Origin of the sequence: Hyphomicrobium sp. (assembly GCF_041674905.1) — a bacterium.
GTDB lineage: Bacteria > Pseudomonadota > Alphaproteobacteria > Rhizobiales > Hyphomicrobiaceae > Hyphomicrobium_B.
In genome coordinates, this window is sequence record NZ_JBAYUV010000029.1 from 15,811 (window position 1) to 28,407 (window position 12,597).

General features: G+C 60.9%; 9 protein-coding genes. 5 read left to right on the forward strand and 4 right to left on the reverse strand.

Features of this window, described 5'->3' with window-relative positions:
• The first annotated feature begins 86 nt into the window (after window positions 1–86).
• Complete coding sequence (gene gyrB, locus WC026_RS12055) at window positions 87–2,534, forward strand: DNA topoisomerase (ATP-hydrolyzing) subunit B (RefSeq protein ID WP_372711223.1); 2,448 nt, start codon at window positions 87–89, stop codon at window positions 2,532–2,534.
• A 120-nt stretch (window positions 2,535–2,654) separates the two neighbouring features.
• A complete protein-coding gene (locus WC026_RS12060) occupies window positions 2,655–3,491 on the forward strand; it encodes a hypothetical protein (RefSeq protein WP_372711224.1) in 837 nt (278 codons plus the stop codon).
• Window positions 3,492–3,603: 112 nt separating this feature from the next.
• Here the strand turns inward: WC026_RS12060 and WC026_RS12065 are convergent, their stop codons facing one another.
• Entirely contained in the window at window positions 3,604–5,394 is a 1,791-nt protein-coding gene (locus WC026_RS12065; RefSeq protein WP_372711225.1) for a cation:proton antiporter, read from the reverse strand.
• 308 nt (window positions 5,395–5,702) lie between these two features.
• Here WC026_RS12065 and WC026_RS12070 point away from each other — a divergent pair, with 308 nt between their 5' ends.
• Window positions 5,703–8,021, forward strand: coding sequence for a transglycosylase domain-containing protein (locus WC026_RS12070; RefSeq protein ID WP_372711226.1), 2,319 nt, complete (start codon window positions 5,703–5,705; stop codon window positions 8,019–8,021).
• Between the two features lie 150 nt (window positions 8,022–8,171).
• Here WC026_RS12070 and WC026_RS12075 read toward each other — a convergent pair whose 3' ends face one another.
• Both WC026_RS12075 and WC026_RS12080 read right to left on the reverse strand, forming a co-directional pair.
• Window positions 8,172–8,942 carry a M48 family metallopeptidase gene (locus WC026_RS12075; protein ID WP_372711227.1) on the reverse strand — a complete coding sequence of 257 codons (771 nt, stop codon included), beginning with the start codon at window positions 8,940–8,942 and terminating at the stop codon, window positions 8,172–8,174.
• 187 nt (window positions 8,943–9,129) lie between these two features.
• Window positions 9,130–9,726: an SCO family protein gene (locus WC026_RS12080; RefSeq protein WP_372711228.1), complete on the reverse strand. Its 597-nt coding sequence runs from the start codon at window positions 9,724–9,726 to the stop codon at window positions 9,130–9,132.
• 146 nt (window positions 9,727–9,872) lie between these two features.
• Here WC026_RS12080 and WC026_RS12085 point away from each other — a divergent pair, with 146 nt between their 5' ends.
• Window positions 9,873–11,276 carry an ActS/PrrB/RegB family redox-sensitive histidine kinase gene (locus tag WC026_RS12085; protein ID WP_372711229.1) on the forward strand — a complete coding sequence of 468 codons (1,404 nt, stop codon included), beginning with the start codon at window positions 9,873–9,875 and terminating at the stop codon, window positions 11,274–11,276.
• A gap of 141 nt (window positions 11,277–11,417) precedes the next feature.
• Window positions 11,418–11,999, forward strand: a complete 582-nt coding sequence (locus WC026_RS12090) for an ActR/PrrA/RegA family redox response regulator transcription factor (protein WP_041921461.1) — start codon at window positions 11,418–11,420, stop codon at window positions 11,997–11,999.
• Window positions 12,000–12,034: 35 nt separating this feature from the next.
• Here the strand turns inward: WC026_RS12090 and WC026_RS12095 are convergent, their stop codons facing one another.
• On the reverse strand, window positions 12,035–12,505 hold the full coding sequence (locus tag WC026_RS12095) for an MmcB family DNA repair protein (protein ID WP_372711230.1): 471 nt from the start codon (window positions 12,503–12,505) through the stop codon (window positions 12,035–12,037).
• Window positions 12,506–12,597 lie beyond the last annotated feature (92 nt).

The following is a 12,597-nucleotide window of genomic DNA, read 5'->3' on the forward strand; positions in this document are numbered from 1 at the left end:
GCTGATTGAATCGATTTCATGCGGCGGTTGAAGGCTTTTTGTGGTATTAAAGCGGTCTGGTTTCTGTCCCTTGAGAAAAGCAAAAAATGACCGCTCAACCGCTGAAGAAAATGCCCGCGCCTGACGACTACGGCGCGGACAGCATCAAGATGCTGAAGGGGCTCGATGCGGTCCGTAAACGCCCGGGCATGTACATCGGCGACACCGACGACGGGTCGGGTCTGCACCACATGATTTACGAGGTCGTCGATAACGGCATCGACGAGGTTCTCGCCGGTCACGCGAAGAGTTGCGAGGTCACGCTTAATCCCGACGGCTCGTGCACCGTGCGCGATGACGGGCGGGGCATTCCGACCGGCATCAAGAACGACGACGATCAGGTTCCGAAGCGCTCGGCCGCCGAAATCGTCTTCACCGAGCTGCATGCGGGCGGCAAATTCGACCAGAATTCCTACAAGGTTTCGGGCGGTCTGCACGGCGTCGGCGTATCGGTCGTCAACGCATTGTCGTCATGGCTCAGATGCCGGATCTGGCGCGACGGAAAAGAACACTTTGTCGAATTTCACAACGGCAACACGGTTGCGCCGCTCTCGGTCGTCGGTGACGCCAATGGTGAGCGCGGAACGGAAGTCTCGTTTCTGCCAAGCACCGAAACGTTTCACAATGTCATGGAATTCGATTTCGCAACGCTCGAACATCGTTTGCGCGAATTGGCGTTTCTGAATTCCGGGGCCAAGATCGTTTTGACCGACGCGCGCCACGCCGATGTCAAGCGGCAGGAATTCGTATACGATGGCGGTACCGCAGCTTTCGTGCGCTATCTCGATCGCTCGAAGTCTTCGGCGCTCCCCGATCCAATCATGGTTTTGGGCGAAAAGGACGGCATCACCGTCGAGGCGGCGCTGTGGTGGAACGACAGCTACCATGAGACGGTGCTGTGCTTCACGAACAACATTCCACAGCGGGATGGCGGCACGCATCTCGCCGGGTTCCGGAGCGCGCTGACGCGTATCGTCAACAAGTATGCCGAAGAAACCGGGCTCGCAAAAAAGGAGAAGGTTTCGCTTTCCGGCGATGATGCGCGTGAAGGTTTGACGTGCGTGCTCTCGGTCAAAGTTCCGGACCCCAAGTTTTCGTCTCAGACGAAGGACAAGCTCGTTTCGTCGGAAGTGAAGCCGGTGGTCGAGTCAGCGGTCGGTGATCAACTCGGCGCGTGGTTCGAAGAGCATCCGAAAGAAGCGAAAGTCATCGTCGGCAAGATCGTCGAGGCGGCGCTGGCGCGTGAAGCGGCACGCAAGGCGCGCGATCTGACGCGGCGCAAGGGTGCGCTCGACGGGCTGCGGCTGCCGGGCGGGCTTGCCGAATGCCAGGATCGCGATGCGTCGAAGACTGAAGTTTTTATCGTCGAAGGTGACTCCGCAGGCGGCTCGGCGAAGCAAGGCCGCAAGCGCGAGTTCCAGGCGGTGCTGCCGATCCGAGGTAAGATCCTGAATGTCGAGCGGGCGCGCACCGACAAGATGCTGTCGTCGGAGCAGGTGACGAATATTATCGCAGCGCTGGGCACGGGCATCGGCCGCGATGAGTTCAAGCTCGACAAGCTGCGCTATCACAAGGTCATCATCATGACCGACGCCGACGTCGATGGCGCACACATCCGTACGCTGCTGCTGACGTTTTTCTATCGGCAAATGCCGGAGCTGGTGGACAAGGGGCACGTCTACATCGCGCAGCCGCCGCTTTACAAAGTCGCGCGGGGCAAGGCGCAGTCGTATCTCAAGGATGAACGCGCGCTCGAAAATTATCTTATCGATCAAGGTCTCGTCGACGCGGTTCTGGTGACCGGCGACGGCACCGAGCGTGCGGGGCGTGATCTTCGCGATATCGTCGAGCAAGCGCGGCAGATTTCGGGCGGCATCAACGGCCTGCATTCGCGTTACAATCGCAATGTCGTGGAGCAGGGCGCCATCGGCGGTATTTTTAATCCCGCGTACCTGCAGTCGGCGACGGAGGCGACTGCGGCGGCGGCGCGCGTTGCAAAGCGTCTCGACGATATCTCGGAAGAAATGGAGACCGGGTGGGAAGGCCGCTTCGGCAACGACGGCTTCGTGTTCAAACGCGAAGTTCGCGGCGTGACGGAGGTGCATTTTCTCGATCGCGCGCTGTTGGGTTCGCTCGACGCGCGACGCTTGAATGAGCGTCACGCGCATCTCGTCGAAGTGTACGACAAGCCCGCGAAGCTGAAGCGCAAGGACAAGGTCGAAGCCGTGTTCGGGCCGCGGTCGCTGCTCGATGCCGTTTATGCAACGGGCCGCAAGGGCATCGAGCTGCAGCGCTACAAAGGTCTGGGCGAGATGAATCCCGAGCAACTTTGGGAAACGACCCTCGATCCGGATGTTCGCACGCTCTTGCAGGTGAAGGTCGGCGATCTCGCGGAGGCGGATGAAATTTTCGCCAAGCTGATGGGCGATGTCGTCGAGCCGCGCCGTGAATTCATCCAGGAAAACGCGCTCAACGTGTCGAACTTGGACGTGTGAGGTCGTGTCGCGACGGATGGAGCAACCCCGTTTGCAACCGAACCGTCGTGCCGGATTTATGCGATCCTTGCGCGGGACGGGCGATCGGCCGTTGTCTTTCGGCGCGGTCCGTCAAAGCAGGTGCTGGCGCTCCGCTGGTGGCTCGATCACGACCGGCTAGAGCCGGGGCAATGGTTCAATGGGCGCATTTATGAGCGGCGCTGCGATCTCTCGCCCGATGGCGATCTGCTGATCTATTTTGCGGCCAAGTGGCAGGCGCCTTTCGAGACTTGGACGGCCGTCAGCCGCACGCCGTATCTGACTGCGCTGGCGCTCTGGCCGAAAGGCGACGCGTGGGGCGGGGGCGGTCTTTTCGAAACGCCGCGCGTCATTGGGCTCAATCATCTGGACATCAAAGCGCCCGTCATTCCAGGCGTCCCCAAGGCGCGTTGGCATCCGCTCGGGGACGAGCCTTTGAGGCGGCCGGGAAATTTCGAAGTGCGCCGATGGAGCGAGCACGCGGGACGCGGCGAGGACAATCCCGTGCATCATGAGCGGATCACACGTGACGGATGGGTTTTCGTCAGCGAGGGCGACGCGGGCCCATATCGGCAATCGGGCTATGCGTGGCTGTTCAATGCGCCTGAGATCTATGATCGGCCGTCGCCGAAGAGCGGGCTTGTCTTAAGGCGATTTCTGCGTGCGATCTATCAGAAGAACGGGCCGTGGTATGTCGAGGACTTCGAGGTGCTTCGCGAGGGCGTGGGCATTCGCCTTATCGAAAAATGTTCGTGGGCGGACTGGCAGTCGAACGGCGATCTGCTGTTCGCACTCGACGGCAAGCTCTATCGGCTCGCGGCGGTATCGGCTCAGGAGCCGGTTCTGGACCCGGTTGAGAATGCGACGCTCGTTGCCGATCTCGCTCCGTTGCGGTTTCAGAATGTCGCCGCGCCGGATTGGGCCAGGCAGTGGCCGTGACGCGGCGCTTGCTCGGTGCGACGCCGTTTGAATCGTCGATTGAAAGCGCCTAGACCCTTTTGTTGATCGTGCTTCTTACCGGAAAACCGGTTCCCACTTTTCCGGAAGCACTCTAAAGCACCTTGCGGCTTCGCAGTGCGCGAGTTTCGGTGCCGGCTTTTTTCGCGGCGCCTTGAAGCTCGGTGCGGAACTTATCGCGCTTTTCATGGATCGATGCGATGACGAGGCCGGTCGGGATGCCGAGTCCGACGAGCGCGGCCTCGGAAAGCTGAAGGCTCGCTTCGATCGTTTCCGGCACGGCGTCGCTGACTCCGATTTCGTAGAGATGGCGCGCGTGGTTCGCGTCCTTGGCGCGCGAGACGATGACCAGCTTGGGGTAATTCGTGCGCAGCGCCTGCACGATTGCATCGATTTCCGCCTGCGTGTGGATCGTGATGATCGCTGCCTTCGCGGTGTCGAGGCCGCAGTGCTTCAAGAATTCGAGCCGACTGACGTCGCCAAAATAGACCGGCTTTCCGTCGCGGCGTGCGTTTGCAACGAGGCGCGGGTCGCGATCGATCGCGATGTAGCGCATCTGATGCTCGGCGAGCATGTCGCCGATGAGCTGGCCGACGCGACCGTAGCCGACGACCAGAGCCGTTGCGTTCTCGCTTCCCGTCGGCGCGACGGAGAGGGCCGGGTCGACAGAGGCTGGCGGCGCATTCCGCTTCGACAGCCAGCGGCCGATCTTTGCGGTTGCTGGGATCAGGGCCATCGACAGCGACACGGACGTCAGCAAAATGCTCGCCAATTCCTGCTCGAGCAGTCCGTAGCTGATGGCCACCGTCAGAATGACGAATGCGAATTCTCCGCACGGCGCAAGCAGCGTTGCTGTCTCGATCGCTGGTCCGCGGCTGATGCCAAACAGGCGGGAAAGTCCGTAGATGATGGCCGTTTGCAGCGCGATCGTGCCGCCGGCCGTCAACAGGATGGCCACCGGGTTGGAGATGAGAGATTTAAGCTCGAGGCTCGATCCGACGGAAAAGAAAAAGACGCCGAGGAGCAGTGATTTGATCGGCTCAATCGTCGTCTGCACGGCGCGCCGGTACTCGGTTTCGGCCAGGAGCAGACCTGCGACGAAGGCGCCGAGCGCCAGTGAAAGGCCGGCGGCCGCGGAAATGAAGCTCGTGCCGACCGCCACGAAAAGCGTCGCGGCGATGAAGAGGTCGTGGTTGTGCGTCTGGGCGACAAGGCGAAAGAAAGGCTGCAGCAGGAACCGACCGACGCCGATGATGATCAGCAGCGCCGCCGCGGCCTGCAGCAGGGCGGTCAGAATTCCGACCATGAGCGACTGCTTGCTTCCTGGTTCAAGGATGCCGACGAGCAGGAGGATCGGCACGACGGCCAGATCCTGGAAAAGCAGGATCGAAAAACTCGTTCGTCCGACGGTGGTCGACAGTCGTTTCTGGCGCGCCAGAATTTCGATCACGATAGCGGTCGACGACAGGGAGAGCGCCGAGCCGATGACGATGGCGGTCGTCGGGGTCTGGCCGATTTCGATGGCGAAAATGGCGATTGCGGCCGTAGAGACGAGTACTTGGAGGCCGCCCAATCCGAAGACCAGGCGGCGCATCGTCGACAGACGTTCAAACGAAAGCTCCAGGCCGATCAGGAAGAGCAGCAGAACCACGCCCCATTCGGCGAACTTCGACAGTCGTTCCGGGTCAGTGATGGTCAGCCAGGATAGCGAGGGAAAGTAGGGCGTCAGCGCGCCGAGGCTGCCGGGGCTCAGCGCGGCGCCCGCAAGCAGAAATGCGAGAACGGTACTGACGCCGGCTCTATGCAGCAATGGAACAACGACCCCGGCCGTGCCGAGGACAAGCAGTGCATCCTTGTAAGCTACAAGTTCATTCGTTGCTGACATCAGCCTCCCCGCATTCTTACGCAATTATGAACGCCAGCGCCGCCCGATGCCATCGCGCATTTTGCTCGCGTTGCACTTTTCCCGTTCGGTGGTGCTCGAGCACCTACAACAACAGCTTCGAGTCGCGCATTCGAAGGCAGCATTGCGGCGAACTTAACCGGCCCTTAGCCAAGGTCTGATATTGCTCAGTACAAATCGTTCCGCGCCGGCTGCGCCATGGCAACGTGCGGCGCGTTGAACGTTATCGATTGTTAGGTGCGGCGGTGTTTCGTCTTCTGAGAGCGACGATCCGGTTTTGCGCGTGGGTCGTGGGCAAAGCGCTCGGCCTCGGTAAGACCCATGCGCCGCCGACGCTGCCGGCGCCTTTTCAGTCCGTTGCGCAACAGGCTTTTGATTTCGGGAACGAACCCGATCCGGTGTCGCCTTCGCCTCTGACGCAGCGGACTGTCGCAAGCTCGCTGGCGGGGCGCCTCAAACTCAAGTATCGCCTGGCCCTCAGCTTCGGCGTCGCGGCAACTGGCGGCATCATTCTGACGTTCGCGGCGATGATGGTCTATTACACCGTCGTCTTTCCCGATCCTCTCGCACTGCGTAATAACGATCGCGCGCCGCTCATCCGGATTTTGGCGCGCGACGGAACCACCATCGCGGAGCGTGGCGCGGCGCACGAATATGTGCGGCTCGCGGATCTACCGAAACTCATTCCGGCGGCGGTTGTCGCGACAGAGGACCGGCGCTTTTTCGATCATTACGGCGTCGATCCGTTCGGCATGTTCCGGGCGATGTTCGCCAATCTCAGGGCTGGACGTTTCGCACAAGGCGGTTCGACGCTGACGCAGCAGCTCGCGAAAAACCTGTTCCTGACGCAAGAACGAACGCTCACGCGTAAAATCGCCGAGCTTGGGTTGGCGCTGTGGCTCGAAGTCCGACTGACGAAGGACGAAATTCTCGAGCTCTATCTCAACCAGTGTTATTTCGGCGCTGGCGCCTACGGTGTCGGCTCGGCGAGCGAGCGCTATTTCGGCAAGCCTGCGCGAAGTCTCAATCTGGCGGAAGCGGCGGTCATCGCCGGGCTTCTCAAAGCGCCATCGAAATATTCTCCGGCGACAAACCCCGAGGCGGCGCGCGAACGCGGGCGGGTGGTCGTTTCGCTGATGCGCGACGCGGGGTTCATTTCGCCGGAACAGGAAAAGGCCGTGCTCGCGCAGCCGGTGATCTTCGCCGATCCGAAGACAACCGCCATCGCGCCCGACACCGGATACGTCGTCGATTATATTCTCGATCAGATGCCGCCGATTTCGCAAACCGCGAGCGGCGAAGTTATCGTGCAAACGACGCTTGACCGGGATTTGCAGCGCAGTGCGCAAAAGATCGTCAAGTATACGCTAGCGCGAAAGGGTACGGCGTTCGGCGCGAGCCAGGCTGCGCTCGTCGTGCTCGACAAGGACGGCGGCATTCGCGCGCTCGTCGGCGGGCGCGACTACGCCGAAAGCCAGTTCGATCGCGCGGTGAAGGCGAAGCGGCAGCCGGGTTCGGCGTTCAAGCCGTTCGTCTATCTCGCGGCACTCGATCATGGCATGACGCCGGACACCATGATGTTTGACGCGCCGGTTACGATCGGCGGCTGGTCACCGAAGAACGACAACAACAAATTCGCCGGAGAGATCACGCTTCGGCAGGCCTTGGCGCAGTCGGTCAACACCGTCGCCGTGCGTCTCAATCAGGATGTCGGGCAAGGGCGCACCATTGCGGTTGCGCGACGCCTTGGCATCAGGTCCGATCTGCACGAAGGTCCGTCGCTGGCGCTCGGCACGTCGGAAGTCTCGCTGCTCGAGATGTCGGGCGCCTATGCCGTGTTCTCGAACGGCGGCGAGGCGGTCGAGCCGCATATCATTTCGCAGGTTCGTGTCGGAAGCGGATCGCCTGTCTATGTCAGTCCGCCGCCGCGCACCGACCGCGTCGCGAGCCTCGATCAGATCGGCGCGCTGAACGATATGTTGAATGCTGTCGTCGTCTATGGAACTGGGCGACGGGCGGCGTTGCCGGATCGCCCTGCCGCGGGCAAGACCGGGACGACGCAGGATTTTCGCGATGCCTGGTTCATCGGCTACACCAGCCAGCTGACGGCGGGCGTGTGGGTCGGCAACGACAATGGCAAGCCGATGATCCGCACGACGGGCGGCAGCTTGCCGGCGGAAATCTGGAATCAGATCATGCGGGTTGCGCACCAAGGTCTGCCGCCGGAGCCGTTGCCCGGCACAGTCGTCAGTAGGCCTGAGCCGGAAGACGCGGATTTCGCAGCGGATGATGCATCGCATGGGGTGAAAGCGGCGGGCGCGCCGCGTGTCGTTCAGTATCACGAAGCTTTGCCGGGAGCCGGTCGTGGCAGCGTTCAAAATTCAGCGCGGCCGAGGACGGTGGATATGACGGCGGACGCTGCTGCCGCGCATTTGTCGTCGCCGCCGTTATCACCTCCGCCGCCGTCGCATCCGACGAGCAACATCGGCGACGATTTCATCGCCCGCGCGCTTGCCGATGAACTCGATCAACAGCGGGATGCGATGCCGGATGGCGAGCCTGTCGAAGCGCGCCGGGGCGTCGCGGCATTCGTGATCGGCGATCACTAGAGCCTTCCCGATTTGGGTGTAACCACGGAAAGCCGCTGGTTTTTTGTTTGGTGCTTCTTAGCGGACAACCGGTTCCCACTTTTCCGGAAGCACTCTTTGTTTTGTCGTGCTTCTTATCGGAAAACCGGCGTCCACTTTTCCGGAAGCACTCTAGGGGTTGTGGCCGTGATCCGGGCCGTAACGGTGCAAATCCGGTCCGCGCACCTGCAGCCATTGCTTGGCGGCTTCGAATTCGGGGCGGATCTTTTTGACGAGCGCCCAGAATCTCGGACCGTGGTTCATTTCCGCGAGGTGCGCGACTTCGTGCGCGGCGACGTAATCGAGGACGAAGGACGGAGCTAGAACAAGGCGCCAGGAAAACGACAACGCGCCGGTCGTCGAGCATGAGCCCCAGCGGCTCGTCTGATCGCGGATCGCGATGCGCTTGGCTTTCAACGACAATACAGCGGCGTGCGTGGCGACACTCTTTTCGAGGTCGCTTTTGGCCTGATCAAACAGCCAGCGCGTTAAGCGGTTCGCGGCGAGATCCTTTGGACCCGGAACGAGGATCGCCGGATGATTGCGCGCGTCGCGATCGAGGGAGACGATCCGTGTGCGTGGGGCGCCGGTGAATGCGATCTTGTGAAGCTCGCCGCGCAACGGCATCGCCGCTTCATTCTCGAACGGAATGTGGTTCGGCAGGCTATCGAGGCGTGCACGAACCCAGTCGATGTGACGATTGAGGAATGTGCCTGCTTCGTCGAGGTTGCACTGCAGCGGCAGTGTGACGATCACCGCGCGGCGCGTGCGGCTGACCCGCAGCGTCAGGCGTCGCGCGCTGGGATGACGACGCACTTCGAGTTGCGCGCCGATGTCTTCAAGACGTACGGCGCGTGCTTGAGAAGACAACTCGGCAATGTGCGGTTTATTCTTGATCCCCAAGCGTCCTGCCCCCCAAGCTGACGCGCATCGTGTCGATGCAGCGAAGTTCGGCACGCGTGTGCCGGACCAATGCAGCACGAAGATGACCTAACAAGGTTCGCGTCGTTGCTCCAGTGGCAACGTCATAGACGGGCTGGCGCTGGTGGATGTGTGGCGTTGAGGTCTCAGCATCGATTCGCCGCGTCAACTATCCCAATGCCTTATCAATCGAGGACGCGAGTTGCGCCGGATCATTCGTGATCGGAATAGGTGCGAGAAATGAACCATCCTTGCCCATCAAATAGAAGAACGCGGAATGGTCGACGCTGTAGTTGTTCGGATTCTTTTCGTCAGGGACCTTCTGGTAGAAAACCCGATAAGCTTTCGCAGTCGCGGCGATCTCGCTTGCGCTTCCCGTCAATCCGACCAATCGCGGACTGAAGTTCTTCACATACTCAGACATCTTTTCCGGCGTATCGCGTTCCGGATCGAGAGTAATGAAAAGAGGTACGACGTCGTCGGCCTTTTTGCCGAGTTGTTGCAGCGCGGCCGACATCACCTGCAAGCCAGCCGGACAAATGTCCGGGCAATTGGTGAAGCCGAAGAAGACAAGCATTTCCTTGCCGCGGAAATCCTGATCGGTCACGCGTTTGCCGGTCTGGTCTATGAGGCTGAAAGGACCGCCGACCAGAGGTTTTCCAGAAACGGAGGCCGCGCGGCCATTGTCCGGGTTATCGGTCGGTCGCAGGGCCAATGCGCCGAATACAGCGCCCAACAATAGTCCGCCCAGGGCCAATCCAATCATACCACGGTTCATCTTCTTGAAGTCTCCGTTATGCTTTGGGTAGATACAGCGGCAGCACGATCTCTCATGTCGGTCTTTCTGGACTGCCGTGCAAGCCCATCACGCGTGGTTCGCAGTTACCACAATCAACGTTGGATTTCAGCGCTATGAGCACGCCGGCAGAAAGCAAAACGGCAGTCGCGCCGGTCTTGAAGGGCATCGTGAACGAGCGCGAAAGTCAACTTCGGCTCGTTACCAGTGTGCGGTTGCGCTGGATGGCCGTGCTGGGGCAGCTCGCTGCCGTGGCGTTGATCAGACTTTACTATGGGTTTCCGTTCAACATCGGAAACTGCCTCATCCTGATCGCTATGTCGGCGTGGCTTAATGTCTTTCTGTCGATCCGCTATCCGGCCCGCTATCGCCTCAGCACGAGCTTGGCGTTCGGATTACTTGTCTACGACGTCTTGCAGCTTGCGGGGCTCCTCTATTTTACCGGCGGCATTCAAAATCCATTCTCGGTGCTGCTCGTTGCTCCGGTCACGGTCGCCGCCGCAACGCAACCGATGCGCTACACATTTATTCTCGGCGCCATCGTGATCGCGGCCGGCGGACTGCTCATTTCATTCCACGATCCGCTTCCCTGGTATGAGGGTTTGCGATTTGAGTTGCCGCGCGATTACAAAATCGGCTCGCTGACGGCGCTGGTCGCGTCTATGATTTTCATGGCGTTTTATACGTGGCGGTTGAACAAGGAAGCGCGCCAGATGTCGGCGGCGCTGGCGGCGACCGATCTGGTGCTGGCGAGCGAGCAACGTCTGCATGCGCTCGATGGTCTTGCGGCGGCGGCGGCGCATGAGCTTGGAACGCCGTTGTCGACGATCACGCTGGTTGCAAAGGAACTCGAGCACGAACTCGGCCCGGAGAGCCGGTTTCGCGAGGATCTGCAGTTGCTTCACAGCCAGGCGAAGCGCTGCCGCGAGATTTTGCAGAAATTGACCCGCAAGCCCGGCGAGCAGGACCCGATGCACGCCAGCATCACGACGGTCGAACTTCTGGAAGAGGCGTCGGCGGCGCACCGGAACTCAGGTAAACGCATCATCATTTCGGCGCATCCGCTTCCGGGACTCGACGATACCGCGCGCGAAGAACCCATCGGTTACCGGCGGCCGGGCGTCATCTATGGGCTCGGCAACCTGATCGAAAATGCCGTGAGCTTCGCGGCTTCAGAAGTGCATCTGTCGGCGCGCTGGAACGTTGCGCAAGTGATGGTGACGATCATCGACGATGGGCAAGGCTTCAAGCCGGAAATGATGGATACGATCGGGGAGCCATATGTTACGTCGCGCCGCTACGAGGAAAAGGGCGACAGAGGCCATTCGGGCCTGGGCCTCGGGCTTTTCATCGCCAAGACGCTGCTCGAGCGCTCGGGCGCGACCGTAACCTTTTCCAACCAGCCGTCACCACGCAGCGGTGCGGTCATCCAGATCGCCTGGCCGCGCAGCGCCTTCGAGTTGCCCCAGGGCACGTTTGACTGGCCTGGAGCGCGCGCGCGGAGGGCCAATACGGTTTAATGCGGCCGTTGTGACGAAAGGAATCGGTCGGAATAGCCCGCTGGTAACCTTTCGGGCTCGATTTTCCGTGCCTAAGGGGTTGCGGCTGGAGTATCAGCGTTGGATTATGCAAAAAGTGAACAAACATGCAGGTGAGCCCTGATGCGGGAGGATAACGTGGTTACCGAGGATCTGTCATTCAAACAGGATGAGTTGCCGGCCGATCGGTCGCTGGTCATCGTGGACGACGATCGCGCCTTCCTGCAGCGCCTCGCGCGGGCGATGGAGTTGCGTGGATTCGAAGTCCGCTTCGGGCATTCGGTTGCCGAAGGTGTCGACCTCATTCGCGAAAAGCCACCGGCGTTCGCTGTCGTCGACATGCGCCTCGAGGACGGCTCGGGTCTCGACGTCATCGCGGAACTCGCGCGGCTGAAGCCCGACTCTCGCGCCATCGTGCTGACGGGTTACGGCAACATCGCGACGGCGGTGACGGCCGTGAAGCTCGGCGCGGTCGATTATCTCGCGAAGCCCGCCGATGCCGACGATGTGACGGACGCGCTGCTTGCGCCGAGCGACTCGAAGGCGCCACCGCCGGAAAATCCGATGTCGGCCGATCGCGTGCGCTGGGAACATATTCAGCGCGTCTACGAGCTGTGCAATCGCAATGTCTCGGAGACCGCGCGGCGACTGAACATGCATCGCCGGACTCTACAGCGTATCCTCGCGAAGCGCGCGCCGAAATAAATCGACAGGCCGAGGCAGCTCGGACCGGTTTTGCGCTATTCGATTTTGGCGCCAGGATCGAGCTGCGAGAGCAGGCGCATCGCGGCTGTGCGCGCGAACGACAGCGTCAAGACTTTGCGACGTGCGGGGCTTATGGGGTGGCTCGGCGCGTCGCGCACGAGTTCTCCGCCATAAGCGTCGGCGAGGATCAGTCCGGTATCGGCGGGTAAAATCTCGACTGGAAAATCCGGCGCGACCGCGAACAGCAGGCCGTCGCAATAGTCGCGATACTCGTGCCATTTCTGATCGGTGCGAAAGTCGGCAATGCTCGACTTGATTTCAACGATCCAGACTCGTCCGTCGCGCGCCAATGCCAGAACATCGGCGCGACGACCGTTTCCGAGCGAGACTTCGCTCAAGCTTTCGAAGTTCAGCGATTTTAAAAGGCGTTGCGTACCGCGCAGGATGGCGCGGGCGCGCGCATCGTCTCGAATTGAAACGACGACGGGCGTCGTCACGTTAGCCATTGAATTATTCGTTGCGGAGGAAGGCGCGTCCGTCATGGTGCCGCCATTATGGCGGTGCGACAGTCAGTGGCAAGCGATCGCGGACACGTCAC